This window comes from Dietzia alimentaria 72 (assembly GCF_000226215.1).
Classification (GTDB): Bacteria; Actinomycetota; Actinomycetes; order Mycobacteriales; family Mycobacteriaceae; genus Dietzia; species Dietzia alimentaria.
Map to the genome: position 1 here is coordinate 247,790 of NZ_AGFF01000024.1, position 26,791 is coordinate 274,580.

Consider the following 26,791-nt stretch of genomic DNA (forward strand, 5'->3'; position numbering starts at 1 on the left):
CCGCTGGCTTCACACCGCGGCGACGACATCCGCCAGCCGCTCGGCGATCTCCCGCGCCAGGTCCACGTCCTCGGCCTCGACCATCACCCGCACGAGCTGCTCGGTTCCGGAGGGGCGCAACAGCACCCGCCCGGTCGCACCGAGCTTGACCTCTTCGTGGGCGACTGCGTCTTCGACCGCGGTCGACGCCGCAACGGCGGCCTTGTCGTCGACAGACACGTTGATCAGGATCTGCGGGAGCACGGTCATCACGTCGGCGAGGTCGGCGAGCGATCGCCCGGTCTCCGCCATACGCGCCATGATCCGCAGGCCAGTCAGCACTCCGTCACCGGTCGTGGCGTGCGCGGGGAGCACGAGGTGCCCCGACTGTTCACCGCCGAGACTGTATCCGCCCTCGCGGAGCCGTTCGAGGACGTAGCGGTCCCCGACCTTGGTCTCGGTCACCTTGATGCCGGCGCTCTCCATGGCAACTTTGAGCCCCAGGTTGCTCATGATGGTGGCGACGAGGGTGTCGGCGGCGAGCTCGCCGGAATCCCGCATAGCCAGGGCGAGGATCGCCATGATCTGGTCGCCGTCGACCACCTCACCGGAAGCGTCGACCGCCAGACAGCGGTCAGCGTCACCGTCGTGCGCCAGTCCCAGATCGGCGCCGTGCTCGCGAACCGCTGAGCGGACATCACCGAGGTGGGTGGAGCCGCAGCCGTCGTTGATGTTGTACCCGTCCGGACTGGAGTGGATCTCGATGACAGTCGCGCCGGCCTCACGGTAGGCGCGCGGACCAACGACGCTGGCCGCGCCGTTGGCGCAATCGACGACGACGACGATGCCATCCAGCTTTCCGGGCGTGGCTCCGAGCAGGTGGGTCACATAGCCGTCGAACGAGTCTTCCGATGTCGCGTGTGAAATCCGGCCAATCGCCGCTCCTGTCGGACCACTCACCGGACCGCTTCCCAGCGCGGCCTCGATGCGGTCCTCGACGTCGTCACCAAGCTTGTGCCCTCCCGCGGAGAAGAACTTGATGCCATTGTCCGGCATGGCGTTGTGGGAGGCCGAGATCACCGCCCCGAGAGCTGCATTGTGCTGGGAGGTCAGGTGAGCGATCGCGGGCGTGGGCAGCTCACCGACCAGCAGTACGTCCACCCCCTGGCTAGCCAACCCCGCTGCGAGCGCGGCTTCGAGCATCTCCCCCGATACCCGGGGGTCCCTTCCGACCACGGCCAGCGGGCGTCCCGATTCGGTGCGGACGTGCTGGGCGTCGCTCTCCGCGGCCAGGACAGCCGCGGCCGCCGCGCCCAGGCGGAGGGCCAGGTCCGCGGTCAGCGTCCGGTTGGCGAGACCGCGAACCCCGTCGGTGCCGAACAGTCGGGTCATGTCGTGTGATCCTCCGGAGTCGTGATTCTGTCACCGCGCCGCGGACGACGGGCGGGTACGACCGGGACAGGATAACCCCGGCCGCTCATGCGCTTGCCAAATGAGCCAGAGCAGGCTCCCGCGGGTGCGGAAACCTGCTCTGGTAAAGCCGATCCGTGGATCAGCGCTTCGAGTACTGCGGGGCCTTACGGGCCTTCTTGAGACCGGCCTTCTTACGCTCGACTGCGCGGGCATCCCGAGTGAGGAAGCCTGCCGCCTTGAGCGCCGGACGGTCGTCCGGCGCGTACTGCGTGAGGGCACGGGCGATGGCCAGGCGCATGGCACCGGCCTGACCGGAGGGGCCGCCACCGTGGAGCAGCGCCACGATGTCGAACTGCTCCTCGCGCTCGACGGTCACCAGCGGCGACTTGACGAGCTGCTGGTGCACCTTGTTCGGGAAGTACTCCTCGAGGGTGCGACCGTTGAGCGTGAACTGGCCGGAGCCGGGCAGCAGGCGGATGCGAGCGACGGCCTCCTTGCGACGGCCGACGGCCTGGGCCTGGCCGGAGGTGACCGCGGACCCGAGCTGGGTGTCGGCGTCAGCGACGAGGTCGGTGCCACCGGCGTAATCGGCCTCGCTGTAGTCCTCGGCGATTTCGGCGGCGAGATCGGCTACCGTCTCGTCAACCTCATCGGCGATGGGGGCCTCGGCCTCGGGGGTGATGTTCTCTTCGGTCACTGGGCCACCTGCTTGATCTCGTAGGGCACGGGCTGCTGGGCGGCGTGCGGGTGATCGGGGCCCGCGTACACCTTGAGCTTGGAGGCGACGGCACGACCGAGTTTGTTGCTCGGGAGCATGCCCTTGACGGCCTTCTCGACCACGCGGTCCGGACGGGTGTCCATGGCCTTGCCGAGGGACTGCGACTTGAGTCCGCCCGGGAACCCGGAGTGCCGGTAGTGCTGGACGCGCTCGCGCTTGTTCGACGAGATCGCGACCTTATCGGCGTTGATGATCACGACGAAGTCGCCGGTGTCGGCGTTCGGGGCGAACTGGGGCTTGTGCTTACCGCGGAGGATGTTAGCGACCTGGACTGCAAGTCGACCGAGCACCACATCAGTGGCGTCGATGACGTACCAGGCGCGCGTCACGTCCCCGGGCTTGGGGGTGTACGTGGACACAGGCGATACCTCTGTTGTCTCGTGGGCTGCCGGCCGGCGGGCTCCCTCCCCCTCGCGCGGCGGCCGGTGGTGACCCGCGCGAGGCGCGACACCGCCCCTCGAGGGACGGCACGGACGCCGATCGTCAACACTACCGGCACCGCGAGCCACACTCCAAGTCGTCTGTCACGGCCAACCGGGCCATCGGTTAGACTCTCCCCGGTTCCCGCCCTCGTAGCTCAGTGGATAGAGCACGGCTCTCCTAAAGCCGGTGTCGGAGGTTCGATTCCTCTCGGGGGCACCACATCCGGCCGCGCCGGTCGGCGCACATCATCGCCGTAGGGTCGCGGAGAACGCACTCGTCAACGCGAGGATCGGCAGACCGATGAACAGGTGCACGATCGCCGCGGCGAGACCGTCCACGAAGGGCACCGTGACCAGCAAGGGCAGTGCCACCGCCGCCACGATCAGCAGCCCGACTGTCCACGAGTAGAACTGCTGCGGATTCGCTGTTCCCACCAACAGTAGGTACCAGAGCAATCCGGCGAGTACGGCCGCCACCGCCCCGTAAACCGCGTACATGGTGGGCGTGTTCCCGCCGCTCGCCCAGGTGTGGCCGAACCTGATGAACACCGCGTCCACCACCCAGGCGATAAGCCAGCCTGCGATCGCAGCGACCAGGGCTGTGGCCGCGACGCTTCCGACGAACTTGCCCACGTCGAGCGCGGGCCCGCGCCGTGGCGGGGCTTCGGCATATCCGGGGCCGTATCCGCCATCTACGGCGTAGGCCTCGTCGTCACCGCGGTCGCCGCCCCTCTGCGAGTAGGCACGCGAATCCGGCTGCTGCCCGATGCGTCTAGTCTGGTCGTCCTGTCCGGGATACATATGCTCTACCGCCTCCGAATCGGTGTGGTAGTGCCCGAGGGTAGCCGCTCCGGCCCGCATGACGCGGCCCGCCCGACCGTGTGGTGAAGGTCGGGCGGGCCGGTCAGCGAACGTCGGGAGTTCCAGTGGGCGGGGAGTCAGTGCGAGATCGTCTTCTCCACACCGACACCGGTGAGCGAGCGGACCTCCATCTCCGCACGCTTCTCCGGGAACTCGTCCTTTTTTCCGAGGAAGGTGCCGATGATCCCCAGGAGGAACGCGAGCGGGATCGAGATGATGCCCGGGTTCGACAGCGGGAAGATCGAGAAATCCACGCTGGAGATCATCGACTTCTCGCTACCGGAGACCGCTGGCGATAGCGCGATGAGCACCAGTGTGCTGACCAGACCGCCGTACATGGAGAACAGTGCACCAGTGGTGTTGAACCGCTTCCAGAACAGCGAGTAGAGGATCGTCGGCAGGTTGGCCGATGCCGCCACGGCGAAAGCCAGGGCCACGAGGAACGCGATGTTCTGTCCCATGGCGCCGATGCCCATCACGATCGACAGGATGCCGATCACGACGACCGTGATCCTGGAGACGCGCAGCTGCGACTGTTCGGTCGCCTGCCCGCGCTTGATCACGCCGTTGTAGATGTCATGGGCGAACGAGGCCGACGCGGTGATCGCGAGACCTGCCACCACGGCGAGAATCGTCGCGAAGGCGACAGCCGAGATGATGCCTAGGAAGATCTCACCACCGAGCGCGAACGCGAGCAGCGGCGCCGCCGAGTTCACGCCGCCCGGCGCCGACTCGATCACCTCCGGTCCGACCATCGCCGCGGCACCGAAGCCCAGAACGAGGGTGAACAGGTAGAAACTGCCGATGAGCGCGATCGCCCACGTCACCGAGCGACGGGCTTCCTTGGCCGTGGGCACGGTGTAGAAGCGCATCAGCACGTGAGGCAGGCCGGCGGTACCAAAGACGAGGGCGATCGACAGGGAGATGAAGTCCAGCTTGGTGGTCTCGGACTTGCCGTACTGCAGCCCTGGTTCGAGGAGATCCCTACCCGAGTTGTTGACGGCTTCTCCGAGCAGCGCCGAGAAGTTGCCGCGCACAGCGACCAGGACGAGCACGCACATGATGAGCACGCCGCTGACGAGCAGGACGGCCTTGACCATCTGCACGTAGGTGGTGCCCTTCATACCGCCCACCAGTACGTAGACGATCATGAGCACGCCCACCGCGGCCACGACGAGAGCCTGTCCGGTGGAGTCGTTGATGTTGAGCAGCAGCGCCACGAGGCCGCCCGCGCCCGCCATCTGCGCGATGAGGTAGAACAGGCAGACCGCGAGGGTGGCCAGCGCCGCCGCCATGCGGACGGGCCGCTGCTGCAAGCGGAAGCTCAACACGTCAGCCATCGTGAACCTGCCGGTGTTGCGCATGAGTTCGGCCACAAGCATGAGTGCGACGAGCCAGGCCACCAGGAACCCGATGGAGTACAGGAAGCCGTCATAGCCGTTAATTGCGATCGCGCCGGCGATGCCGAGGAATGACGCCGCCGACAGGTAGTCGCCGGCGATGGCGAAGCCGTTCTGGGGGCCGGTGAAGCTCGAACCCCCGGTGTAGAAGTCCTTCGTCGACTTGGTGGATTTCGACGCACGCAGCACCAGCGTCATTGTGATCACGATGAAGACACCGAACACCACCATGTTGAGCGCGGTGCTTCCGACCTGCTCACCCGGCGCGAGTTCGCGGATGTTGATCAACCAGTCCATCAGACGACCTCACCTTCCAGTTCATTGCGGATAGCTTCCGCGCGGGGGTCGATCTGGCGATTGGCGAACCTGATGTAGAGGAATGTGATCAGGAACGTGGTGACGAACTGGCCGAGTCCGATGACCAGGCCCCAGGTGATGTTTCCGAGCGCACGGGAACCCATGAACCCGGTGGCATAGATCGACAGCAGGACGTACAGGAAGTACCAGACGAGGAAAGCGATAGTCATCGGGAAGACGAAAGCCCGAAATCTGCTGCGCAGTTCCTGGAACTCGGGACTGGCCTGCATGGCCGCGAATTCCGCCGCCTCCGGTGTTCGCCGGTCCGCCCCTCCCGTCGGCGGATCAGTTGGTTGGGACACGACGGTCCTCCGTTTCGAATCTCGTCGAGACGCAACGTCGTAGTGATACGCCTCACAGACAGTGACGGGAGAAAGTGTGACACGCAGCACAAGGTTTCTGCAGTGGCGAACCGCGAAATACCTTTAGCCACCCCAAAAAGCAGGTGCCATCACCCCCAACCGTGGGGCGTAGCTCCTTCTCAACGGAGCAAAGGGGGTGGTTCAGGCGCCCCCGCGCTGACCGATCGCCTGGGCGAACACGCGGACGATCTCGTCCGGAGTCCTGGCGATGTGACTGCTGCCCCCGGTGGCCCGGGCGATCTCCGCCAGCGTCTGCGGGTCGGCATCGTCGAGGAGCCCCACGGTCACCACGATCACCGGCCTAGTCGGGTCGATCATCCCGCGCAGGCGGTCCAGGAACTCCTCCGATGAGAGATCGGAAACCGCGTCGTTAGCACCGTCGGAGATGACGATGATCGAGTTGATCATGTTGGGGTCATAACTCGAGCTGACCATCCTGTAGGCGTCGAGGACCGTCCCGTAGAGGTCCGTGCCGCCCCCGACCATGCTCGGCAGTGATCCCAGGGCACGGCCGAGGGTGTCGCGGTGTGAACCCTGCGCGGAAGCTGCGTCGAGCCGTTCGAGAGCCGCGACCTCTGCGTAGGGGCTCCCCTCCGGCCCGGCCGAGCCGCCGAAAGCCCACAGTCCTAGCGCCGCGTCGTCGGGAAACTGGCCGAGCCCGGCGGTGGCCGTTTCCACCAACGCCTGGATCCTCGTCGTGCCGGTCCCCTCCAGTTGGAAGTCCATCGATCCTGATGTGTCCACCAGAACGAGCGATCGGCCTGGCATCGAGAGCAACCGCCACCGCTGGAGCGTGCTGTATAAACGGTTCGGATCGCGCACCACCAGCGATTCGACCTCCCCGACTCCGACGCCGTCCGCCAGAGGAGCCCGGTCGGCGGTCCGAAACCCGTTGTCGGCGAGTCCCGCGGCGAACTCGGATGAAGCCGTGGCGTCGCGTAATGCCTCGGCGGCGGCGGTGACCTCATCACGACGGGTGGGGTCCTGTGTGGTCACGGCGAGCGGGTAGCCGAGGTAAACCGCACCAGTCGCGGGGGCGTCCAGTTCCAGTCCGACATCGGGCGCGTCACGCTGCGCGAGAACCGCTTGTTGCTCGCTGACGATCGCAGCACCGCCCTCGGCGATCACACTGTCGACCATCTCCCGAGCCGCGGGCGGGACCTCCGAGCGGCCCGCCTGGCCCTGTGCGAGCGCGGCCATCGACCCCCCGAGCGCCTCCGACGTGGTGCGCATGGCCTCGACCTCGGACGTCGCGGCGAGAATCGGGGCGTCGGCCACCCCGGACTTCACCGGGTCCCCCATCGTCAGTCCCGGGGTGGCCAGCGCGGAGGTCCAGGTGGACATGTCGATGTCCGTGTCACGGTGGGCGATCACCACCGGGGTCGAGGCAACGGAGTTGAGCACGGTGCCGAAGGGGATCTGGACCTCGGCCGACACGCGGGTAAGACGCACCGAGGAGTCAGGAATCCAGATGTCGGGCAATGCCTCGCGCGCAGCGATGCGGGCGGTCATGTCCGCGGACGAGACGGGCGAGACGTCAAACGAATAGCATCCACCGGCATCGTCGGCCAGCGACTGGACGTGCGCCACGATGTCCGGCTCGGCAGCCACCGCCACCTGGACGCCGTCTCCACAGAAGCCGCCGATACCGGCTCTGGAAAGTCCCGCCATCACCATCCCCACGACGAGGACCCCCGCGAGCACCGCGGCACCCACGATGACGACCCGGCGGGCTGTCGGGTTCCCGTCCGGTGACGACGCACTGTGCCTGGCCATCTGTGAGCGCTCCCCATGTTCTCGCTATTCCCGGGGCGCACGCCCACGTCAGGCGGATCCGGGTCGGGCGCCCGTATGGTACCCGCACGTGGATGCGGGCGGAGCCCTCACCTCACCGGCCGCGGAACACAGGAGGACGCTTCTCCTGTCGCGCCGCCCGCGCCTCCGCCATGTCCTCACTGCGCCACGCCCGCTGCTGCAGTTCGGTGTGCTCTTCGCGGGGCAGGAGGCGGGCGTCGTCGTCGTTAATCACCGTTTTGATGTGCCGGAGGCTCAGGGGGGCGAACCGGGTGAGCTCGGTCGCGAGTTCCATCGCCGCATCCATGTCGCCGATCTCGTTGGCCAGGCCGATCCTGGCTGCCTCCTCCGCCCCCACCGGGCGGGCCGTCATGAGAACCGACCGCGCGTGCCCTCCGCCAACGACGTTGGCGAGACGCTTGATAGTCCAGTTGTCGAGCGCCAAACCCACCTTGACCACGGGCACGGCGAACACCGCGCCGGGTACGACCACTCTCAGGTCCGCTGCCAATGCGAGCTGCACCCCGGCGCCCACCGCCGGGCCGTTCACCGCGGCCACCACGGGAACCGGGGCCGACTCCACGGCGCGGAGCATCGCGGCGTGGGCGTCATAGAAATTCGTGTTGTACACCCCACCGGACAAATCTGCGCCGGCGCAGAAGGCGGTGCCGGCTCCGGTGATGACGATCGCCCGCACGGGATTCTCGGCATCCGCCAGCGCACCAGCGGATTCGACGGCCTCACGCAGTGCTGTGCACACCTCGGCGTCGAGGGAGTTACGGGTGCTGTGACGGTCGATGGTGACGACGACGACGGCGCCGTCCCTACGGGTGACGATCATGGCGGCGTGGGTCTCCTTTTCGACGCAGGGGTACGCGCACCGCACCCCGACAGGGACGATACCCGCTGGTGAAGCCCATCACCGTACGATGCGGTCATGGCGCGAACCGGAGCTCTCAAGATCCTCGACATGGTCCTCGACGGCGGCTCGTTCCGATCCTGGGATGCGGCACCGTTTCGGTCGCCGCACGTCGATTCGGTGCCCGGATACGAGGATTCACTACGACGTGCCGCCGAGAAGTCCGGCGTTGACGAGTCCGTCATCACCGGCGAGGGCACCCTCCTGGGCCGGCGGGTGGTGCTCATCGCCTGCGAGTTCGACTTCCTGGCCGGCTCGATAGGAATCGCGGCCGCCGAGCGGATCGTCGCCGCAATCGAACGCGCCACCGCCGAGGAGCTACCCATCCTCGCCTCCCCCACCTCTGGCGGCACCCGGATGCAGGAGGGCACGATCGCCTTCCTACAGATGGTCAAGATCTCCGCGGCGGTCTCCGGACATAAAAGCGCCGGACTGCCCTATCTCGTCTATCTCCGCCACCCCACGACCGGCGGGGTCTTCGCCTCCTGGGGATCCCTGGGGCACGTGTCGGTTGCCGAGCCCGGCGCACTCATCGGTTTCCTTGGGCCGCGCGTGTACGAAGCCCTGTACGATTCCCCCTTCCCCGACGGTGTCCAGGTCTCGGAGAACCTCGCCCGTCGCGGGATGATCGACGGGGTCCTGGCACCGGAGGGCGTCCGCGATCTCACCGCCCGGGCCCTGCACGTGCTGTGCCAGGACCCGCCGTCGGAAGACGAGCCCGTCCCGCCGCACGGGCCGGTCCCGGAACCGGAGGCAGACGAGGGCCCACCGCCCGACGCCTGGGACTCCATCACGCGCTCCCGGCGTGTCGACCGCCCCGGCGCTCGAGCCTTCCTCGATCATGTGGCCCCGGCCCGCGTCCAGCTCTCGGGCACCGGCCAGGGCGAGGACAGCGGCGCCCTGCTGCTGGCACTCGTACGGATCCGTGGGCAGTCCGCCGTGGTCCTGGCCCAGGACCGCGACGCCGAGAACGAGGCCAGCCAGCTCGGGCCGTCAGCGCTGAGATCGGCACGTCGCGGGATGCGGATCGCCGCGGAGATCGGCGTCCCACTGGTCCTTCTTATCGACACCCGCGGCGCCGCCTTGTCCCGTGAGGCGGAGGAGGGTGGTCTGGCGGGCGAGATCGCCCGGAGTCTCGCGGACCTGGTCACCCTGCCCACGCCGACTGTCTCGGTCATCCTCGGCCAGGGCACCGGCGGCGGGGCGCTCGCGATGCTGCCCGCCGACCGGGTGCTGTGTGCCCGACACGGCTGGCTCGCGCCTCTTCCGCCCGAGGGCGCGAGTGCGATCCTCTATCACGACACGAGTCGCGCCGCCGAGGTCGCACGATCACAGGGAATCACCTCAGCGGATCTACTCGAGTCCGGCATCGTCGATGTGGTGGTTCCGGAACGCCCGGATGCCGCCGACGAACCGGACGAGTTCTGCGACCGAATGGCCGACGCGGTCGCCAGCGCTCTGCTCGATGTCCGCAGGCGCCCCCCTGAGCGGAGGTATGCCGACCGGATGTCCCGGTACCGGGAGCTAGGCCTGCGACTAGAGTGAATCGGGTCACAGTCCGCCGGTGCTGATCGGCGGAACCGAACACGCATGTGAGGGGCACCTCCGATGTCGGACTCCACGAGCTCGTCGACCTACGCCACGGCCCACCGGCTGTCTATCACTGATCCCGACGCCTTCTGGCTGGATGCGGCGGGCGACATCGACTGGGCCACGTCGCCATCCACTGCAGTAGACGCATCGCGCGCGCCTTTCTACCGCTGGTTCCCGGACGGTCGACTCAACACCTCATACAACTGCATCGACCGGCACGTGGAGGCCGGCAACGGTGACCAGGCCGCGTTCATCTACGACTCCGCCGTCACCGGCGTCAAAGAGACCATCACCTACTCCCAGCTGCTCGAGCAGGTGGCGGCGTTCGCCGGTGCTCTCGCAGCAGAGGGCGTCGGCCACGGCGACCGCGTCGTGATCTACATGCCGATGGTTCCGCGCGCGGCTGTGGCGATGCTGGCGTGCGCCCGGCTGGGCGCGGTCCACTCGGTGGTGTTCGGCGGGTTTGCCGCGCCGGAGCTTGCGATCCGGATCGACGATGCCCGCCCCAAGGTCCTCGTGACCTCGCACGGCGGAATCGAGCCGACACGCAAGGTCCCGTACTTCCCGATGGTCACCAAAGCTCTCGAGCTGACCGAGCACACCCCGGCAGCGGTGATCGTCGCGCCCCGCTCCGACCAGTTCCCTGACGAGGTCCTGCCGGAGACACCCGGGACAACCTGGAGCTACTGGGACGACGCGGTCGCGGACGTCGAACCCGCGGCACCGGTGCCGGTCAACGCCACCGATCCTCTCTATATCCTGTACACCTCCGGCACTACGGGACTGCCCAAGGGCGTGGTGCGCGACAACGGCGGCCACGCGGTCGCGCTCGCCTGGTCGATGTGGAACATCTACGGGATCCGACCAGGCGACGTGTGGTGGACCGCGTCAGATGTCGGCTGGGTCGTAGGTCACTCTTACATCGTCTACGGTCCGCTACTGGTGGGCGCGACGTCGATCATCTACGAGGGCAAACCCGTCGGCACTCCGGACGCGGGGGCGTTCTGGCGTGTCATCTCCGAGCACCGGGCGGTCGCGTTGTTCACCGCGCCCACCGCAGTTCGTGCGGTACGTAAGGAGGATCCGGAGGGTGCTGAGGTCGCCAAGTACGACCTCTCCTCGATGCACACACTGTTCTGTGCCGGTGAGCGCCTGGACCCTGACACCTACCGGTGGGCCTCCGAGAAGCTCGACAAGCCTGTGGTGGACAACTGGTGGCAGACCGAGACGGGGTGGCCGATCGCGTCCAACCTGCGCGGGCTGGATCCGATGCCGATCAAGGCCGGCTCCCCCACCGTCGCCGTTCCGGGTTACGACCTACACGTGCTGGACTCCGAGGGCCGGCCGCTGCCCGCGGGCCAGGAGGGGAACCTCGCCATCAAGCTCCCCATGGCACCTGGCACGCTGTCGGGATTGTGGAACGACGACGAGAGGTTCGTCTCCTCCTACATGTCCATCTTCGACGGGTACTACTCCACGGGTGACGGCGGGTACATCGACGAGGACGGGTACGTCTTCGTGATGGGCCGGACCGACGACGTGATCAACGTCGCGGGCCATCGCCTCTCCACGGGTTCGATGGAGGCAGTGATCGCGTCGCACCCGGCGGTTGCAGAGGCCGCGGTGATCGGTGTGAGGGACGAGCTCAAGGGCCAGCGACCGGTGGGCTACGTGGTGCTCAAGTCCGGTCAGGTCCGGGATCCGGAAGAGCTGCGGTCCGAACTGGTGGCGATGGTCCGCGACGAGATCGGCGCGGTGGCCACGTTCCGCGACTGCACGGTGGTCCAGGGGCTGCCCAAGACCAGGTCGGGCAAGATCCTGCGTAAAACGATGCGCCAGATCGCGGACGGGCAGGAGAACGTGGTGGTGCCGTCGACGATCGAGGACCCGGCCGTCCTCGATGCGCTCGCACCGTTCCTGGCACCCAAGAAGTAGCACCTCCACCACGGCCGGCGCCGCGCCCCTGCGCGCCCCTGCGCGCCCCTGCGCGCCCCTGCGCCGCGAAGAGGATTTCGTGCAGCTCTACTCGGGCAATGCAGGCACTTTCCTCTTCGGGGCGGACCGCGGAGCGGCTGGGCGGCAGCGGGCCCGCGGCGCGGCGGTCGTGGCGCGGCGGGGACGGAAAAACGACGACGCCCCGTCCTCCGGATTTCGGAGGGCGGGGCGTCGCGACCAATCAGAGCCCGGCTGGCCGATCTGGGATCAGGCCTCGAGGAGGTCGATCACGAAGATCAGGGTCCTGCCACCGAGCGGGTGGAGAGCCGAGGATGTGCCGTACGCCTTGTCCGGCGGGATCACCAGCTGGCGACGGCCGCCAACCTTCATGCCCGGGATGCCTTCCTGCCAGCCCTGGATCAGGCCGTTGAGCGGGAAGGTGATGGACTCGCCGCGGTCCCACGAGGAGTCGAACTGCTCGCCGTTCTCGTAGTCGACGCCCACGTAGTGAACGGTGACGTTGCCGCCGGTGACAGCTTCGGCGCCGTCTCCCACGGTGATGTCCTCGATGACGAGGTCAGTGGGCGCCGGGCCGTCCGGCAGAGCGATCTCGGGCTTGTCCATCGTGTCTCCTCCTGGAGTCAGGTTCCCTGGCTCAGCGCTGGCTGATCGGGGTGAAGTTCCGCTCCGCGGGGCCGGTGTAGACCTGTCGCGGGCGGTTGATCTTGGTGGACGGGTCCTCGCGCATCTCGCGCCAATGTGCGATCCACCCCGGCATACGACCGAGCGCGAACAGCACCGTGAACATGTCCGTCGGGAACCCCATCGCGCGGTAAATGAGTCCCGTGTAGAAGTCGACGTTCGGGTAGAGCTTGCGCTCGACAAAGTAATCGTCGCCCAGCGCCGTCTCCTCCAACTTGAGCGCGATCTCCAGGAGCGGGTCGTTGCTCTTGCTCAGCAGCGAGTGGGCGTGCTTCTTGGCGATCGCCGCACGGGGGTCGTAGCTCTTGTAGACCCGGTGCCCGAAGCCCATGAGCTTGACGCCGTCGACCTTGTTCTTGACTCGATCCATGTAATCGGTGGCGTCCCCGCCTTCCGACTCGATGCGCTCGAGCATTTCCAAAACAGCCTGGTTCGCACCACCGTGCAGCGGCCCGTACAGGGCGTTGATGCCTCCGGTGATCGAGGCGTAGAGCGGCGCCTCGGAGGAGCCGACCATACGCACCGTGGAGGTGGAGCAGTTCTGCTCGTGATCCGCGTGCAGTAACAGGAGCATGTCCAGTGCGTCGACGACCTCGTCCGTGATCTCGAAGTCGGGACCGAAGGTCATTCGCAGGAAGTTACCCACGTAACCGAGCGAGGGATCCGGGTCGATCGCCTCGGCACCGGAACGGATGCGCTGGGTAGCCGCGGCAAGCGTCGGGCCACGGCCCAACAGTCGCGCGGTCGCCAGATCGACGGCCTTGGGATCGTCGATATCCAGATCGTCGCCATGTGTACCGAAAAGACTGACGCCCGCCGAGAAGACGGGCATCGGGTGGGTATCCATCGGGAACGCTTTGAGCAGCGGCATCATCTGGCCGGGCAGCGCGACCTCACCGAGGACCTTCTCGGTGAACTCTGCGAGCTGCGCCTCGGTGGGATCCTCGCCGTAGATCAAGAGGTAGGAGACCTCGAGGAAAGAGGACTTCTCCGCCAGCTGGTCGATGGGGTAGCCGCGGTGACGCAGGATGCCCTCATTACCGTCGATGTAGGTAATGGACGAGGTGCAGGAGGACGTGTTGACGAACCCCACGTCCAGGGTGGTCATCCCCGTCTTGGCCAGCATCGGGCCGAGCTGCACCGCGTCACTGCCGCAGGTCGCGTCGACAACGTCGAGTTCCAGTTCACCGCCGGGGTAGGACAGTGTTGCATTGCGGTCCGAACCGTTCGAGCCTGCGGTCACGCGATTACCTCTCCGACGACTGGTCCCGGCGGTCGAATCCCGCCACGAATGTGCTTTTCAATACCCTACCGTGGCCGCCGTCCGGGGCCCGAAGAGTGTTCTGCCGCACTCCCCCCGACCGCGGCCGCCTAACGACCTCTGATCCTCAGGGCTGCAGTCGCCGCGCCGTCCAGCGCCCATCCCCCAGCAGGCATTCGACACGGTCGTGGAAACGATCCCGGCCGCCCTGCCAGAACTCAACCCGCTCGGGGGCGATCCGGTACCCACCCCACCTGTCAGGCATCGGGATCTCCTCGACCTCCGCCATCCGCTGCTCCGCGACCGCGTACAGCGACTCGAGCTCGGCCACGGACGCCGCCGGCCGCGATTGTTCCGAGGCCCACGCCGCCACCTGCGAGCCCCGGGGCCGGGTGCGCCAGTACTCGAGGCTGTCCTCCCGGCTCATCGGACGGCAGGAGCCCTCAACGTGGACCTGACGCTCGACGACCAACCACGGAAACGTCACCGAGGCGTACCCGGACGCCGCCAACTGAACGCCTTTTCGTGACGTCGTCGTCGTATAGAAACCCAGGCCCCGCTCGTCGGCGCCCTTGCACAGCACCGTCCTGGTAGACGGCCGCCCGCCGACCCCCACGGTGCCCAGCACCATCGCGTTGGGCTCGCGCACACCCCGGCGCCCCGCCTCCTCCAACCACGCGGCGAACAGCGGTAACCACCCGCCGTCGAGATCGGCCACGTCCAAACGACCGTGCAGTCCGTACCCGACGCGCATGGTGTCGAAGTCGGCCGGTTCCAGGGTGGGATCTTCCATGACTGAAGACGCTACTCCGAGCGCCCCGACGACCCGACTACGATGGAGGCACTCCATCCCACGACAAGGAACGGCCACCCCTAGCATGAGCGATCAGCTGCCCACCATCCCCGCCGACCTCAAGCCCGCCGACGGCCGCTTCGGCTGCGGTCCGTCCAAGGTCCGCCCCGAGCAGATCGCGGCCGTGTCCGACGCCGCCTCCTCGGTGATGGGCACCAGCCACCGCCAACCGCCGGTCAAGGACGTCGTGGGCCGCGTGCGCGACGGGCTGTCCTCCCTGTTCTCGCTGCCCGACGGCTATGAGGTCGTGCTGGGCAACGGCGGCACCACCGCGTTCTGGGACGCCGCCGCTTTCGGTCTGGTCCGCGAGAAGTCACTGCACCTGACGTACGGCGAGTTCTCCTCGAAGTTCGCCAAGGTCACCGGCGGAGCACCGTTCCTGGCGGACCCCATCGTCATCTCGTCCGACCCCGGCACCGCGCCCGAGCCGACCTCCGACCCGTCGGTCGACCTCATCGGCTGGGCCCACAACGAGACCTCTACCGGGGTCATGCTTCCCGTGTCCCGCCCGGCGGGCTCGGAGAACGCGCTGGTCGCTATCGACGCCACGTCCGGTGCCGGCGGATTGCCCGTCGACATCAGGGACACGGACGTCTACTACTTCGCGCCGCAGAAGTGCTTCGCCTCCGACGGCGGCATCTGGGTGTCCATCATGAGCCCGGCCGCCCTTGATCGGGTGGCCGAGATCGCCGCCACTGATCGCTGGTGCCCCGACTTCCTCTCGCTGCCCACCGCCGTGGAGAACTCGGCCAAGAACCAGACCTACAACACCCCCGCCGTGGCCACGCTGCTGATGTTCGCCAACCAGATCGAGTGGATGAACGAGCAGGGCGGATTGGACTGGTGCGTCGCGCGAACCAAGGATTCCTCCTCCCGGCTGTACGACTGGGCCGAGAGCAGCAGCTTCGCCACGCCGTTCGTCACCGAGCCGGCGCACCGCTCGCAGGTCGTGGGCACCATCGACCTGGACGACAGCATCGACGCAGCCAAGGTGGCCAAGACGTTGCGCGCGAACGGCATCGTCGACACCGAGCCGTACCGCAAGCTCGGACGTAACCAGCTGCGCATCGGGATGTTCCCGGCTATCGATCCCGACGACATCACGCAGCTGACCCGCTCCATCGACCACGTGGTGGCCCGGCTCGGCTGATCCATCCCGACCAGCAGGGGGCGTGCTCCCGAGTCGTTGCCCGTTAATTTCCGCAGCCCACCCGGCCGGTCCCCACGCCGGGTGGGCTGCGCTGCCCTACCATGTGGGGAACGCCCAGGGCCCGGTCGGCGCGGTACGTGAGACGCCGGCGGGGACGCGAGGAGTCGAGGAGGCGGCATGCGAAAGCTGAAGATCGTCGGTGTGGACGCCGAGTCGTCTCTGGTCGAGTGCGAGGTCGCCGATTCAGGGGAGAAACTCTCGCTGCCGCTCGACGATCGTCTGCGAGCTGCCGCACGAGGGGAGTTCATCCCGGCGAGTTCGACCGAACGAGCCCCGGTGACCGGCGCGTTGCGACCCCGCGAGATCCAGGACCGCATCCGACACGGGGCCTCCCCCGCACAGGTGGCCGCCGATGCAGGCGTTCCCCTATCCCGTATCGAGGGATTTGCCATACCGGTGCTGCTGGAACGAGCCAATGCGGCCGACATGGCGCGGGGCTCGCATCCGGTACTGCCGGACGGGCCGTCCCTGAACACTCTCGCAGAACGGATTGGCTCCGCCCTCGACAGGCGTGGAGTAGATCCGGACGTGGTCAAGTGGGACGCGTGGCGCGACCGCTCGGGCGGCTGGGTGGTCAGTACGTCATGGCCGGCCGGGCTGTCCGACGATGCCGTCGCGACCTGGTCTTTCCTCCCGGACTCGCACGGCGGTGCCGCTCGTGCCCTCAACGACGAGGCCGAGCGGATTCTCGATCCGTCCCGCGCCACCCCACTGCGGACGGTCGCTGCCCCTCCCCCGATGCCGCCCGTTCCGCCATCTATCCACGCGGTACCCAGCCTGACGACTGTAGAACCCGTGCAACACGACCCCGTGGACATCCCTCTGGCCGCATCCCCTCCTCCCGAGCCCACCGCCCCCGCTGGTCGCGGCGAAGCCTCCCAAGAGAACGACGACGACGAGGACTTTCTCCAACATCCGCCCACGACCCCCGAGAAGCGCGCTTCACGCCGTCATCCCACGATGCCGTCGTGGGAGGACGTCCTCCTCGGGGTCCGCGGCAAGGACGACTGACCCGCCGCCATGGGACATCATGTCGCTACCTTCTGGTACCTCAATTCCGAGGATCCCGCCGCGCCCATCCGGTCCGGAATTCCCTCGGATCCGGGCTTCGCGCGGCGACTCCTGTCCCGGCTGTACCCGACTGTCACGGTCGTCTCGCTGGGCGCGTTTCCGCTTAACAGGTCCGCGTCGACGGGCGCCGGGGAAATCTACATCGGATCGTTCCCCGACCTGACCGTCCTGCAGACCCCGGTGGACGGTCCGGTGAAGCCGTCAACCGCGGACAAGACGTGGCTACGACTGGTGGATGCGCCCGTCGTCCTGTTGTTCGCCCACGACCCGGAGAGCGGGGTGAGCGGGTTCGCACGCTGGGAGTCCGGTCGGCTGGTGCGCTCCTTCGCGGGCGCCGACGACAGGATCGTCGAGGACGAGGGAATGCCGCTGCCGTTCGAGAGGCCTTTCTGGGCGGGCGAATTTCCGATCGACGGGGCGGACCACACCCCTCTGGCGTTGCCGTTCTCGCCGTCGTCGCTCCTCCACGCCGCACACCGTGACTGGCTGGGTTTCGACCTCGACCCGGGCGGTCTCGATGTTCCCGTTCACGGGTTCGCCACGGACGGCCGACGTGAGGTCCGGCAGCGCACCGTTCCCACCGGGCCTGCGCTGCATGTCGTGGGTTCGCCGGGCCGAGCCGAGCTTCACGCCGCCAATCTGAGGGACGGTCCCGGGGGCGGAGACGGGTCGGACGACGACCGGTCCTCTCCTTACGTTCACGACGATTACGAGCGCGGTTCCTCCGCCTCCGGAGGAGCGCGCGGGGCCCGCATCCCCGGTCTGGCCGGCTTGGTCGGCGACGCGGTGCGCAAGGGTACGGAAGCGGTGGCCCGCCGCAGGCATGGTCGCCGGTGACGGTCTCCAGGTCGATCCTACTGTTCGGTCTGGCCGCGCTATTGGAGATCGGGGGCGCCTGGCTGGTGTGGCAGGGCGTCCGGGAACACCGCGGGTGGATCTGGATGGGGCTCGGCGTCACCGCTCTCGGCGCCTACGGATTCGTGGTGACGCTGCAGTCCGATGCGAACTTCGGCCGGATCCTCGCGGCCTACGGTGGCGTGTTTGTGGCCGGTTCACTGCTGTGGGCCATGGCGATGGACGGGTTCCGCCCGGACCGCTGGGATGTTGCCGGTGCGGTGTTGTGCCTGATCGGTGTCGGCGTGATCATGTATGTCCCGCGGTGACCCTCACCCGGTCCGGCTGATTCAACGCTCGCGGGCCCGCTCGTAGAACGCGACCGCCGCGGCGGTCGCTACGTTCAGCGAATCGGTGCCGTCGGTCATCGGGATCGCGGCTCGCACGTCACACGCTTTCATGGCGTGCTCGGTGAGCCCGGGCCCCTCGGCGCCCAGGACGAAGGCGACCCGGTCCGCGTCGACTGCACGGGACAGCGGCGTGTCCGCAGAAGGGGTCAGCGCGACGCTACGGAATCCCTGTTCCCGCAGGACGTCCAGTGATCGCTGCCACGTGGTGGGTGTGCCCCCGAGGTGCGCGAACGGGAGCCGCAGTACGTGCCCCATCGACACACGCACGACGCGGCGGTACAGCGGGTCGCCGGCGGCGGCACCGAACAGCACGCCGTCCACACCGAGCGCGGCGCAGTTGCGGAAGATCGCCCCCAGGTTCTCGGGATCGTTGACGCCCTCGAGCACGACGAGCGTCCGTGCCCGGTCCACGACACTGTCCACGGGCAATGGCTCCGGCCGGTCGGCGGCGGCGAGGATGTCACGGCTGGAGCGGAAGCCGATCACCTGGCTGATCAGGTCCTTGGACGCGCGGAGGTAAACGGCATCGCCGGCGCGCTCGTCGGCGTTCCAGCCCTCGGACGTCGCCTCGCGTCGTAGCTGGGCCAGTCGCGAATCGGTTCCGAGCATGACGTGCGGCCGAAATCGCGAGAGCAGCATCCTGCCCACCACGTAGGTACCCTCGGCGATCACCAACCCCCGGCCGCCGGGAAGGTCAGGGCGCCGGTCGGAGTTGTTGAGGTCGCGCAGGTCGTCGAGAAGCGGATCGGCGGGGTCGGTGACGTCGACGACGCGCATCTCGGTCATGCCGGGCTCACCGGATCTCGATTCGTGCCGCCGGCACTCAGGCCAGCGCGTCGGAGATCGGGCCGATGCCGAAGAACACCACGAACGCGACGGCGACGATCCACAGGATCGGATGGACGGTGCGGGCCTTGCCGGTCGCGGTGGCCATGACGACCCAGGCGATGAAGCCGATCCCGATACCGTTGGCGATGGAGTAGGTGAACGGCATGGCCACGATCGTGAGGAACGCAGGCAGTGCCACCGAGAAGTCGGTGAGGTCGATCGCCTTGATCTGGGAGATCATCAGCGCACCCACGATCACGAGTGCCGGCGCAGCGGCTTCCACCGGGACGACCTCGTACAGCGGCGTGAAGAACATCGCGAGCAGGAACAGCGTGCCGGTGACAATGTTCGCCAGTCCCGTTCTCGCGCCTTCGGCGATGCCCGAGGCGGATTCGAGGAAGACGGTGTTCGACGACGACGAGGTTAGTCCGCCTGCGACGGCGCCGAATCCCTCGACGACCAGGGCGGCCTTCATGTTGGGCAGGTTGCCCTTCTCGTCCATCAGCTCGGCTTCCTTGCCGAGGCCGGTGAAGGTGCCCATCGCGTCGAAGAAGTTGGCGAGCAGCAGGGTGAAGATAAACAGGCCGGCGGCCAGTGGCCCGATGCGGGTGAAGGCCCCGATGAGGTCGACCTGGCCGATGAGCGAGAGATTCGGCAGGCCACCGAGGGATTCCGGGATGCCGGGGACCGCGAGGCTCCATCCGGTGGGGTTGGGCTCGCCGTCGACGAAGGACGGTCCGGAATCGGTGATGGCCTCGACGATCACGGAGAACACCGCGGTCACAACGATGCCGATGAACAGACCGCCGCGGACCCTGCGGGCTACCAGGACGCCACAGAGCAACAGGCCAAACACAAAGACGAAGGTCGGCCACGATGCGATCGACCCCCCGATACCGAGCCCGACGGGCACGGTGGTGCCGGCGACGTCGGGGATGCGGCGCACGAACCCGGAGTCCACGAGGCCGACCATGGCAATGAACAGACCGATGCCCACCGCGATGGCGGCCTTCATCTCGGGTGGCACCGCATTGAACACCGCGGTGCGGAATCCGGTGATCGCCAGGATCACGATGATGACGCCCTCGATCACCACCAGGCCCATCGCCTCCGCCCACGTGACCTGCTGCGCGATGGTGACGGCGACCAGGGAGTTGATTCCCAGTCCGGTCGCGAACGCGAACGGGTACTTCGCGATGGCGCCGAATGCGATGGTCATCACGCCCGCCGTGAACGCGGTCACGGCGGCGATCTCGACGATCGAGAGTTGGTTTCCGTCGACGTCGGTCCCCGAGCCGAGTATCAGCGGGTTGAGAATGATGATGTAGGCCATCGCGAAGAAGCTGACGAGACCACCGCGAATCTCCCGCGGCACCGTCGAACCGCGCTCGCTGATCTTGAAGTAGCGATCAAGCGCACCGGTCTTCTCTGGGGGTTTCGACGGGGCACCGGTGCTCTGGGACATCAGGCGACCTTCCTGGCGACGGGTTGGGAACCGTCATAGAGTAACCGGCCGCCGGCCTGCGGTAGCGTCGCGGGCATGACGGACGAAGCGACGGACCCGCAGGTGCCACGGATTCCCGGCTACCTTCTGGACCCGCGGCCCGTTGTCATCATCGGCACATTGGCGTGGACTCTGGCGCTGCTCGCCCACATGCTCATGTACGAGGTCGACTTGCGGACCGTCATCCTCTGCGCGGTCGGCGTGGGGGTCGGGGCCCTCGGCACGCTGGTCTACGCGCTGCAGCGTCGGGCGGTTCTCGCCGGCAGCGCCGGAGCCCAGGCTGGCCTCGACTTCGACCGGACCGACTGACCCACGGCCCTCACGCACCTCCCGAGATTCGTGCCCCGGAAACCAGCGGTACTCAGTCCGTGACGGTCGCGTCCCCGTCGGAGTCTCCCCGCTCGGAGGGGTCGGCGGCCTCACCGCCACGCGCTGCGGACGCGGCGAGCTGCTGGGGTAGGACCACCACGTCGACGGCGGCGTCGTCGTACGCCTCGGGGGCGGGATCGGCGCCGTCGCCAGGCAACTCAGTCTCACTATGGGCACCACACCCGTACTGCAGGTGAACGATCTGACCGTCGGCCGAGTACTCGTTGGCACACACCCCGAACATCGTTCCGAGGGAACCGGCGACGGGCAGCAGGAATCCGCAGCTTCCGCAGTGATTCTTGGCGCCGCGCGCGATCTCGGACTCCGGACCGCGGGCCTCGGCCCAGCGTGCGGCGGCGGCTGAGCGCCCCTCTCGGCTCAGGTGCCGGGGGCGGCCCAGCCCCACTGGTCCGGCGAGCTCGTCGAGTTCCCGGTCGCCCGTGGACGCGTGACCGGGGACCAGCCGTTCGTCGTCATCCGAGGCAGGCAGGAGGTCTCCCGCTCCCAGGTCTCCGGGGCGGATCCGCTTCTCCCAGGGCACCCAGTCCGGAGCGACCACGGCCTCGGCGCCCGGGAGAAGGGAGATCTCGTCGACGGTCAACTCGCCATCGGGGACCAGCGCCAGAACACACGCCCAGTGCCAGCCGCGGTATCCGGCTAGCCGGGACTCGAAGCGATGGGTGGTGGTGAAAGGTGCTTCCACACTCGCCCCGAGGTGTGCCCCCACGCCGTCTGGGGCGAACTCTTCGACCGCGGAACGCGCTACGTCCACGCCGGAGGACAGCCGCTCGCGCAGCGTGTCGTCGAAGCCCGATGCCTGCTCGCCGCTGGAGGAGCGCGCCTCCTGATCCGTGCCTACCTCGGTGTTCACCCTTCCCATTATGCGCAACTGCGCGGCAAGCGCGCGGCCCGGCCCGCCGTGCGGCATCCTTGGGGCATGCGCAGAGTCCTCGGCCCCGTCGGTCCCCTCGTCGTCACGCTGAGCCTCCTCGGTGGCGTGGCCGCCTGTTCCCAGTCCGGTACCGAGGGCGCCGATGCCACCGAGACCGCCGACCCGGGGACCTCCCTCGCGTCGTCGAGCGTGCCCACGGGGTCGGTGTCGGGCGGATCATCCGGCGTCGCTCTCGAGATCGGTCCCGAGGAGCCGCAGCCCACCCGCGGCACGGTCGAGGTGGTCCGGACGCTCGAGCACGACCCGGCCCTCTTCACCCAGGGCCTGCAGGTGGTGGGAGACCAGATCTACGAGTCCACGGGCAGGTACGGCGATTCGCAGGTCCAGCGCCGTCCGCTGTCCGGTGGTCCGGCGACGGCGTCCGTTCCGATGGCGGACAACGAGTTCGGCGAAGGACTCGCCGTGACGCAGGACACGCTTTGGACCCTGACCTGGCGTGAGCAGGTTGCTCACGACAGGGACCCACAGACTCTCGAGGTACGCCGTGAGGTGCCCTACGAGGGTGAGGGCTGGGGCCTGTGCTCCGACGGCGCGCGACTGATCATGAGCGACGGCTCCGACCGGCTGACCTTCCGGGACGCGGCCACCTTCGAACCCACCGGGACCGTCGCCGTGACCGCCGGCGGCGTTCCCGTCCCCAGACTCAACGAGTTGGAATGCTCTGACGGGAGCGTGCTGGCCAATGTGTGGATGACCGACGAGATCGTCCGCATTGACCCGGGCACGGGTGCGGTCACAGCCGTCTACGACGCCGCCGCACTCGAGCAGCCCCGGCCGCCCAGCGGGGACGCCGTCCTCAACGGCATAGCGGCGCTCCCGGACTCATCGAACGTCCTGATCACCGGGAAGATGTGGCCGACGATGTACGAGGTGCGCCTCGTTGACTGACCGCCCGGCTGGCCCCGCGCGGCGAGTAGCCGCTTCGGCCGGGCGCAGTGTCCGGCGGGTCTTCCACGCGGACGGTGCGGATAGATCAGGGCTCGCGCCACTCAGTTACGTGACCGTCGCCAACTTCGCGTGCGACGCAATTCTTGCCGTGGCCCTGGCCAACACGCTGTTCTTCTCTGCGGCCACCGCGGAGTCTCGCGGAAATGTCGCGCTGTACCTGCTGGTGACGGTGGCACCGTTCGCTCTCATCGCGCCGGTCATCGGGCCCGCACTGGACCGCTTGCGCAGCGGGCGACGGCTCACGGTGTCGCTGACGTTCACCCTGCGGGCGGTTCTGGCCGTGGTCCTTGCGCTGAACTTCGGCTCGTGGCTGCTGTACCCCCTGGCACTGGGCATGCTCGTCCTATCGAAGACTTTCGGCGTTGTCAAAGCATCCATCACTCCGCATGTCCTGCCCCCCACCCTGGACCTGGTCCGCACCAACTCGCGCCTCACGATACTCGGCCATGTAGGCGGCAGCCTGGTCGCCGGCGCACTGGCGGGTGCCATCGCCTGGGTCTGGAGCTCCGAAGCTGCCCTGTGGCTGTTGGCCACCGTCGCCTTGGTCGCGGCCTACGTATCTATGACTATCCCCGCCCACGCCGAAGCCTCCCAGGGTGAGGAATCCGCGAGCCTGCGCATGGAGCGCGGGCAATCCCTGGGAACCGGTCTCAAGGAAGTTCTCACCCGTCCCCTGGGTCGGAACGTGCTGGCGGACCTGTGGGCGGTGTCGACGGTGCGTTTCATGACCGGTTTCCTGACGCTGTTCCTCGCGTTCGTCGCCAAAGCGCATCAGGGCGCCTCGGCTGCCGAGCAGGCGGGGATCCTGGCGATCGCCGGAGCGGCCGGCGGTCTCGGCACCTTCGCGGGCAACGCCGTGGGCGCCAGAATTCCTCTCGGGCGTCCTGGTCGGATCACCACGGTCGCGGCCGGCTCAGCGCTGGCGGCCGCTGTCGTCGCGGCGTTCCTCGGCACCATCTGGGCGGCTGCCGCCCTGGCGCTGATCGCGGCGGCATGCAGCGCGCTGGGCAAGGTCGCGCTCGACGCGTCGATCCAGACCGATATCCCGGACGCGGCCCGGTCTTCCGCGTTCGGGCGATCCGAGACCGCCCTGCAGTTGGCGTGGGTGGGCGGGGGTGCGCTCGGAGTGCTGCTCCCACCGGATTTCTTTGTGGGCTTTTCGGTGATCGCGTCAGTCGGCATGGTGATGTTCGCGCAATCACTCCTCACCGCCCGCGGGTCCACCCTCGTGCCGGGACTCGGTGGTAACCGCCCCCGGTTCCCTAGGTCCCCCCGCGACCCTGGTTCGCTCGGCGCCCGGCTCCTCGGCAGAATGGAGGAGTGAGTTCCCGCAGCGAAGCACCCTCGACCACGCCCCGCGTCCGCCCGGTCACCTGGGTGATCCTCGCGTGGATGATCATCACGATCGCCGCGATCGTCGGCGCCTGGCAGGGGTCGGAGTCCCGCTACGGTGCCATCCCCGAGATCACCATTGCGACCGACCGGGGACGCCTGGACGTCCTGCCCTACGAGGCCGCCGACCTTAACCAGAACTCGTATACAAACCCCGCGGGTGAGTTCGATCTCAGCAAGCAGGAGACGTTCTCCGTCCACCTCCCCGGGGAGCTGCAGACGTCAGCACTGAACATTGTCGAATTTCGTGCCGAGGAAGAAAACCAGTACACCGTCGAGCCGGACGGAGCCGGACGGATCCGCATCCCGGTGACGACCCCGGACGGGGGGCGCATCGAAGGATTGGTGATCACGGCGACGGCCTACATCTACGCAGAGGACGGCTCTGAGGACTTCCTCAGCGGCGAGTGGACCGTGAAGTTCACCTACCAGGACTGAAGGCGGGCGGCCCGGAACGCCGGGCCGCCCCGACGGTCAGGCGTCCAGTTCGCGGGCGACAGCCCGGAGCACGGAGGCCACCCTGCCCGATACCTTGTGGTCGGGGCGGTGACCGCGCCGCAACTCGGGCTGGACGGTAGATTCGAGCACCTTGATCATGTCCTCGACCATGCCGTGCAGTTCGTCGGCCGATCGCCTGGGCCCACCGCGCGGCGCCCGATCCTCAACCGAGGCCAGTTCCTCGTGGACGACGACTCGCAGGGCCTGGGGGCCACGGCGGCCGGACACCATGTCGAACTCCACGCGTTGACGCGGGCGCAGGGTCTCGACCCCTTCGGGCAGCGCGTCGGAGCGGACATAGACGTCCTCCCCACCCTCTTGGGACAGGAAACCGAAGCCCTTCTCCGCGTCGTACCACTTCACCTTGCCGCTGGGCACCGCGAACCACCTCCCCTTGGTCGCGCAGGCGCGCGACCGTCAAGCTCCACGAATACCTGAGACTACCCTCGTCCGCGCGTTGGTTGCCGCCCGTGCCCGGCCGGTACCCTGACGGCGTGACCTCCGACGATCGACGCCCCGCCGACGAATTCGACCCCTGGACACCCGCCGACACCGGGACCGCCCCCGCGCGACCTCGGCGACGCGGCCTGTTCATGGCGGCGATGGTCATCTTCTTCCTCGGAGTGGCTTTCACCATCATTGCGGCGTCCGCACCGTTCGTCCTCGGCCGCGACGCCCCCACGCCCCTTTATCTCGCAGCGATCTTCTTCACCCCGCTCGGATTTCTTCTGGGACTGCTATACGCGATTCTCGGCTCCCGACCGCCAAAGGTGTGACCAACCCCACTCGTCGGCCAACGATGCAGGTAACGAGCAGATAACGACCCCTAACGTGATAGTGCAACGTCCCCTTTTATTTCAGAATGGTGACGATCCGGCATCAGACCGCTAATCTTTCCAACAGACTCGTCAGCGAGTTGGCATCGGACGCACCTCCGAACTCCGCCCTGCGGACGATGCGACATTGACCGTTTACCGGGCGGAGACGGGGGACCCGACAGGGCCCGCCAAGGGCCGGCGACCGGGAGGTCGCCTTGGGGTGAAGCCGCCAGCGGCGGCCGGGCGCACTCGTCCGAACCCGACAGCTCACCCCGTAGGCACAGAGTGAAAAGGACTGACGCGTACATGACCTCTTACACCGGACGCCACCGTGCTGCCGCTATCACCTCCGCGCCCAAGAACGCCGTGAAGGTCGTTCTCGCGGGCACCGCATTCTCGGCTGCTGGCCTGGCCATGGCGCCCGCCGCCAACGCCGCGCCGGATTCCGACTGGGATCGTCTCGCCCAGTGCGAGTCGGGCGGCAACTGGGCCATCAACACCGGAAACGGCTACCAGGGTGGCGTGCAGTTCTCGCCGAGCACCTGGGCCGCCTACGGTGGCACCCAGTACGCTCCGACGGCCAACCAGGCCACGCGTGAGCAGCAGATCGCGATCGCCGAGAAGACCCTCGCCGGCCAGGGCTGGGGCGCATGGCCCGCCTGCTCGGCCAAGCTCGGCCTGAACTCGGCCCCGACGCCGCGTGACCTGTCCAACCCGGCCCCGGCTCCGGCCCCGGCCGAGACCGCCGCTTCGGTCGCCTCCGAGTCGGTCACCGCGGCCGATCATGTGGCGACGCTGACCGCGTTCGCCGAGGGCCGCGGAATCGCCCTGCCGATCGCTCAGAACTACCAGGCCAACAAGGCCCTCGTGGACTCCGCCTACGCGGACAACCAGGACCTGGTCGACAACTTCTTCGCGACCTACCTGGGCTGACATTCGGTCCCTTGCGACCGGTCGGAAAGACCAGCAGAAAGGGCCGCCACTCCCTCCGGGGAATGGCGGCCCTTTCTCGTTGCCTGAGCTGCGCTCAGCGGGACCGGACGGTCCTGTTGACGACCGTCACCGGGTGGATGTAGCCGAGCCGCTCCTGCGGGAGCGGGAAACGCTCCTCGCCGAAGGGAGACAGGCCTCCCGCGACGAGCGCAGCGAGTTCGGTCACCGGGTGCTCGCCGAACGAGGCGTCGGGCCATCCCGGGTTGTCATAGGTCAGTTTCTTCTTGGCAGCCACGTGCGTAGTCTCTCACCTTCGGCCCGATCCGTCAGCAACTGGGTCGGATACCACCCATACCGGTGCTCGCGCCGGCGCGATTCTCACTAGGCTGGGGCAG

General features: G+C 67.8%; 28 protein-coding genes, 1 tRNA gene and 1 riboswitch. Of the genes, 13 read left to right on the plus strand and 16 right to left on the minus strand.

The window, feature by feature from the left end:
- Positions 1 to 9: 9 nt before the first annotated feature.
- The 3 genes from glmM to rplM all read right to left on the minus strand — a co-directional run bounded on the left by glmM (position 10) and on the right by rplM (position 2,529).
- On the minus strand, positions 10 to 1,371 hold the full coding sequence (gene glmM / locus ON04_RS13245; RefSeq protein WP_010542112.1) for a phosphoglucosamine mutase: 1,362 nt from the start codon (positions 1,369 to 1,371) through the stop codon (positions 10 to 12).
- A gap of 160 nt (positions 1,372 to 1,531) precedes the next feature.
- Positions 1,532 to 2,089: a 30S ribosomal protein S9 gene (rpsI, locus tag ON04_RS13250; RefSeq protein ID WP_010542113.1), complete on the minus strand. Its 558-nt coding sequence runs from the start codon at positions 2,087 to 2,089 to the stop codon at positions 1,532 to 1,534.
- Positions 2,086 to 2,529, minus strand: a complete 444-nt coding sequence (rplM, locus tag ON04_RS13255) for a 50S ribosomal protein L13 (protein ID WP_010542114.1) — start codon at positions 2,527 to 2,529, stop codon at positions 2,086 to 2,088. Before rplM ends, rpsI begins: the two co-directional genes overlap by 4 nt.
- A 207-nt stretch (positions 2,530 to 2,736) precedes the next feature.
- Here rplM and ON04_RS13260 point away from each other — a divergent pair.
- Positions 2,737 to 2,812, plus strand: a tRNA-Arg gene (locus ON04_RS13260).
- Positions 2,813 to 2,838: 26 nt separating this feature from the next.
- Here ON04_RS13260 and ON04_RS13265 read toward each other — a convergent pair.
- From ON04_RS13265 to ON04_RS13285, 5 genes are all read right to left on the minus strand, one after another.
- Positions 2,839 to 3,393: a hypothetical protein gene (locus ON04_RS13265; RefSeq protein WP_010542115.1), complete on the minus strand. Its 555-nt coding sequence runs from the start codon at positions 3,391 to 3,393 to the stop codon at positions 2,839 to 2,841.
- Between the two features lie 137 nt (positions 3,394 to 3,530).
- On the minus strand, positions 3,531 to 5,150 hold the full coding sequence (locus ON04_RS13270) for a solute symporter family protein (RefSeq protein WP_010542116.1): 1,620 nt from the start codon (positions 5,148 to 5,150) through the stop codon (positions 3,531 to 3,533).
- Positions 5,150 to 5,440, minus strand: a complete 291-nt coding sequence (locus ON04_RS13275) for a DUF485 domain-containing protein (protein ID WP_010542117.1) — start codon at positions 5,438 to 5,440, stop codon at positions 5,150 to 5,152. The genes ON04_RS13270 and ON04_RS13275 overlap by 1 nt, the downstream gene beginning before the upstream one ends.
- Positions 5,441 to 5,713: 273 nt before the next feature.
- Positions 5,714 to 7,348 (minus strand): substrate-binding domain-containing protein, encoded by a 1,635-nt coding sequence (locus ON04_RS13280; protein WP_010542118.1) that lies wholly within the window; start codon positions 7,346 to 7,348, stop codon positions 5,714 to 5,716.
- Positions 7,349 to 7,460: 112 nt separating this feature from the next.
- Positions 7,461 to 8,207, minus strand: a complete 747-nt coding sequence (locus ON04_RS13285) for an enoyl-CoA hydratase (protein ID WP_010542119.1) — start codon at positions 8,205 to 8,207, stop codon at positions 7,461 to 7,463.
- Positions 8,208 to 8,303: 96 nt separating this feature from the next.
- On the opposite strand from ON04_RS13285, the gene ON04_RS13290 reads away from it, so the two are divergent.
- Both ON04_RS13290 and ON04_RS13295 read left to right on the plus strand, forming a co-directional pair.
- Entirely contained in the window at positions 8,304 to 9,830 is a 1,527-nt protein-coding gene (locus ON04_RS13290; protein ID WP_010542120.1) for a carboxyl transferase domain-containing protein, read from the plus strand.
- A 63-nt stretch (positions 9,831 to 9,893) separates the two neighbouring features.
- Positions 9,894 to 11,813 carry an acetate--CoA ligase gene (locus ON04_RS13295; RefSeq protein ID WP_010542121.1) on the plus strand — a complete coding sequence of 640 codons (1,920 nt, stop codon included), beginning with the start codon at positions 9,894 to 9,896 and terminating at the stop codon, positions 11,811 to 11,813.
- Between the two features lie 267 nt (positions 11,814 to 12,080).
- Here the strand turns inward: ON04_RS13295 and ON04_RS13300 are convergent, their stop codons facing one another.
- The 3 genes from ON04_RS13300 to pdxH form a co-directional block, all read right to left on the minus strand.
- Positions 12,081 to 12,437, minus strand: coding sequence for an FKBP-type peptidyl-prolyl cis-trans isomerase (locus tag ON04_RS13300; protein ID WP_010542122.1), 357 nt, complete (start codon positions 12,435 to 12,437; stop codon positions 12,081 to 12,083).
- 31 nt (positions 12,438 to 12,468) lie between these two features.
- Positions 12,469 to 13,758 carry a citrate synthase gene (locus tag ON04_RS13305; RefSeq protein ID WP_010542123.1) on the minus strand — a complete coding sequence of 430 codons (1,290 nt, stop codon included), beginning with the start codon at positions 13,756 to 13,758 and terminating at the stop codon, positions 12,469 to 12,471.
- Positions 13,759 to 13,903: 145 nt separating this feature from the next.
- Complete coding sequence (gene pdxH, locus ON04_RS13310) at positions 13,904 to 14,569, minus strand: pyridoxamine 5'-phosphate oxidase (protein ID WP_010542124.1); 666 nt, start codon at positions 14,567 to 14,569, stop codon at positions 13,904 to 13,906.
- An 85-nt stretch (positions 14,570 to 14,654) separates the two neighbouring features.
- On the opposite strand from pdxH, the gene serC reads away from it, so the two are divergent.
- The 4 genes from serC (at position 14,655) to ON04_RS13330 (ending at position 18,073) form a co-directional block, all read left to right on the plus strand.
- Positions 14,655 to 15,779, plus strand: coding sequence for a phosphoserine transaminase (gene serC, locus ON04_RS13315; protein ID WP_010542125.1), 1,125 nt, complete (start codon positions 14,655 to 14,657; stop codon positions 15,777 to 15,779).
- 177 nt (positions 15,780 to 15,956) lie between these two features.
- Positions 15,957 to 16,850 (plus strand): septation protein SepH, encoded by an 894-nt coding sequence (gene sepH, locus ON04_RS13320; protein ID WP_010542126.1) that lies wholly within the window; start codon positions 15,957 to 15,959, stop codon positions 16,848 to 16,850.
- 9 nt (positions 16,851 to 16,859) lie between these two features.
- On the plus strand, positions 16,860 to 17,747 hold the full coding sequence (locus ON04_RS13325; RefSeq protein WP_010542127.1) for a DUF6928 family protein: 888 nt from the start codon (positions 16,860 to 16,862) through the stop codon (positions 17,745 to 17,747).
- A complete protein-coding gene (locus ON04_RS13330; protein ID WP_010542128.1) occupies positions 17,744 to 18,073 on the plus strand; it encodes a YnfA family protein in 330 nt (109 codons plus the stop codon). The genes ON04_RS13325 and ON04_RS13330 overlap by 4 nt, the downstream gene beginning before the upstream one ends.
- A 21-nt stretch (positions 18,074 to 18,094) precedes the next feature.
- Here ON04_RS13330 and ON04_RS13335 read toward each other — a convergent pair whose 3' ends face one another.
- Positions 18,095 to 18,931 (minus strand): TrmH family RNA methyltransferase, encoded by an 837-nt coding sequence (locus ON04_RS13335; protein ID WP_029458428.1) that lies wholly within the window; start codon positions 18,929 to 18,931, stop codon positions 18,095 to 18,097.
- 46 nt (positions 18,932 to 18,977) lie between these two features.
- Positions 18,978 to 20,447 (minus strand): NCS2 family permease, encoded by a 1,470-nt coding sequence (locus tag ON04_RS13340; RefSeq protein ID WP_010542130.1) that lies wholly within the window; start codon positions 20,445 to 20,447, stop codon positions 18,978 to 18,980.
- Between the two features lie 75 nt (positions 20,448 to 20,522).
- Between ON04_RS13340 and ON04_RS13345 the strand changes: the two genes are divergently transcribed.
- Complete coding sequence (locus ON04_RS13345; protein ID WP_010542131.1) at positions 20,523 to 20,795, plus strand: DUF2530 domain-containing protein; 273 nt, start codon at positions 20,523 to 20,525, stop codon at positions 20,793 to 20,795.
- A 52-nt stretch (positions 20,796 to 20,847) separates the two neighbouring features.
- Here the strand turns inward: ON04_RS13345 and ON04_RS13350 are convergent, their stop codons facing one another.
- Complete coding sequence (locus tag ON04_RS13350) at positions 20,848 to 21,735, minus strand: DUF3027 domain-containing protein (RefSeq protein WP_010542132.1); 888 nt, start codon at positions 21,733 to 21,735, stop codon at positions 20,848 to 20,850.
- A 57-nt stretch (positions 21,736 to 21,792) separates the two neighbouring features.
- Between ON04_RS13350 and ON04_RS13355 the strand changes: the two genes are divergently transcribed.
- The 3 genes from ON04_RS13355 (at position 21,793) to ON04_RS13365 (ending at position 24,585) form a co-directional block, all read left to right on the plus strand.
- The gene (locus ON04_RS13355) at positions 21,793 to 22,695 is read left to right on the plus strand and encodes a glutaminyl-peptide cyclotransferase (protein WP_010542133.1); all 903 of its coding nucleotides are present in this window, start codon (positions 21,793 to 21,795) and stop codon (positions 22,693 to 22,695) included.
- A 109-nt stretch (positions 22,696 to 22,804) separates the two neighbouring features.
- Entirely contained in the window at positions 22,805 to 24,079 is a 1,275-nt protein-coding gene (locus ON04_RS13360) for an MFS transporter (RefSeq protein WP_010542134.1), read from the plus strand.
- Entirely contained in the window at positions 24,076 to 24,585 is a 510-nt protein-coding gene (locus tag ON04_RS13365) for a DUF2771 family protein (protein WP_010542135.1), read from the plus strand. Before ON04_RS13360 ends, ON04_RS13365 begins: the two co-directional genes overlap by 4 nt.
- A gap of 36 nt (positions 24,586 to 24,621) precedes the next feature.
- Here ON04_RS13365 and ON04_RS17230 read toward each other — a convergent pair whose 3' ends face one another.
- Complete coding sequence (locus tag ON04_RS17230; protein WP_010542136.1) at positions 24,622 to 25,023, minus strand: cold-shock protein; 402 nt, start codon at positions 25,021 to 25,023, stop codon at positions 24,622 to 24,624.
- Positions 25,024 to 25,139: 116 nt separating this feature from the next.
- On the opposite strand from ON04_RS17230, the gene ON04_RS13375 reads away from it, so the two are divergent.
- Positions 25,140 to 25,421 carry a hypothetical protein gene (locus ON04_RS13375; RefSeq protein ID WP_033444326.1) on the plus strand — a complete coding sequence of 94 codons (282 nt, stop codon included), beginning with the start codon at positions 25,140 to 25,142 and terminating at the stop codon, positions 25,419 to 25,421.
- Positions 25,422 to 25,600: 179 nt separating this feature from the next.
- Positions 25,601 to 25,758, plus strand: a riboswitch (cyclic di-AMP (ydaO/yuaA leader).
- Positions 25,759 to 25,769: 11 nt separating this feature from the next.
- Entirely contained in the window at positions 25,770 to 26,396 is a 627-nt protein-coding gene (locus ON04_RS13380) for a transglycosylase family protein (RefSeq protein WP_010542138.1), read from the plus strand.
- A 94-nt stretch (positions 26,397 to 26,490) separates the two neighbouring features.
- Here the strand turns inward: ON04_RS13380 and ON04_RS13385 are convergent, their stop codons facing one another.
- Complete coding sequence (locus tag ON04_RS13385) at positions 26,491 to 26,691, minus strand: hypothetical protein (protein WP_010542139.1); 201 nt, start codon at positions 26,689 to 26,691, stop codon at positions 26,491 to 26,493.
- Between the last annotated feature and the right edge of the window lie 100 nt (positions 26,692 to 26,791).

Excerpts from the sequence above, each read along its gene's own strand:
- ON04_RS13300 (WP_010542122.1), bottom strand. The coding sequence starts at position 12,437 with ATGGACAAGCCCGAGATCGCTCTGCCGGACGGCCCGGCGCCCACTGAC.
- pdxH (WP_010542124.1), bottom strand. The coding sequence starts at position 14,569 with ATGGAAGATCCCACCCTGGAACCGGCCGACTTCGACACCATGCGCGTC.
- glmM (WP_010542112.1), bottom strand. The coding sequence starts at position 1,371 with ATGACCCGACTGTTCGGCACCGACGGGGTTCGCGGTCTCGCCAACCGG.
- ON04_RS13295 (WP_010542121.1), top strand. The coding sequence starts at position 9,894 with ATGTCGGACTCCACGAGCTCGTCGACCTACGCCACGGCCCACCGGCTG.
- ON04_RS13380 (WP_010542138.1), top strand. The coding sequence starts at position 25,770 with ATGACCTCTTACACCGGACGCCACCGTGCTGCCGCTATCACCTCCGCG.
- serC (WP_010542125.1), top strand. The coding sequence starts at position 14,655 with ATGAGCGATCAGCTGCCCACCATCCCCGCCGACCTCAAGCCCGCCGAC.
- ON04_RS13270 (WP_010542116.1), bottom strand. The coding sequence starts at position 5,150 with ATGGACTGGTTGATCAACATCCGCGAACTCGCGCCGGGTGAGCAGGTC.
- ON04_RS13290 (WP_010542120.1), top strand. The coding sequence starts at position 8,304 with ATGGCGCGAACCGGAGCTCTCAAGATCCTCGACATGGTCCTCGACGGC.
- ON04_RS13325 (WP_010542127.1), top strand. The coding sequence starts at position 16,860 with ATGGGACATCATGTCGCTACCTTCTGGTACCTCAATTCCGAGGATCCC.
- ON04_RS13350 (WP_010542132.1), bottom strand. The coding sequence starts at position 21,735 with ATGGGAAGGGTGAACACCGAGGTAGGCACGGATCAGGAGGCGCGCTCC.
- sepH (WP_010542126.1), top strand. The coding sequence starts at position 15,957 with ATGCGAAAGCTGAAGATCGTCGGTGTGGACGCCGAGTCGTCTCTGGTC.
- ON04_RS13280 (WP_010542118.1), bottom strand. The coding sequence starts at position 7,348 with ATGGCCAGGCACAGTGCGTCGTCACCGGACGGGAACCCGACAGCCCGC.
- ON04_RS13275 (WP_010542117.1), bottom strand. The coding sequence starts at position 5,440 with ATGCAGGCCAGTCCCGAGTTCCAGGAACTGCGCAGCAGATTTCGGGCT.
- ON04_RS13285 (WP_010542119.1), bottom strand. The coding sequence starts at position 8,207 with ATGATCGTCACCCGTAGGGACGGCGCCGTCGTCGTCGTCACCATCGAC.
- ON04_RS13265 (WP_010542115.1), bottom strand. The coding sequence starts at position 3,393 with ATGTATCCCGGACAGGACGACCAGACTAGACGCATCGGGCAGCAGCCG.
- ON04_RS13340 (WP_010542130.1), bottom strand. The coding sequence starts at position 20,447 with ATGTCCCAGAGCACCGGTGCCCCGTCGAAACCCCCAGAGAAGACCGGT.
- ON04_RS13345 (WP_010542131.1), top strand. The coding sequence starts at position 20,523 with ATGACGGACGAAGCGACGGACCCGCAGGTGCCACGGATTCCCGGCTAC.
- ON04_RS13335 (WP_029458428.1), bottom strand. The coding sequence starts at position 18,931 with ATGCGCGTCGTCGACGTCACCGACCCCGCCGATCCGCTTCTCGACGAC.
- ON04_RS13355 (WP_010542133.1), top strand. The coding sequence starts at position 21,793 with ATGCGCAGAGTCCTCGGCCCCGTCGGTCCCCTCGTCGTCACGCTGAGC.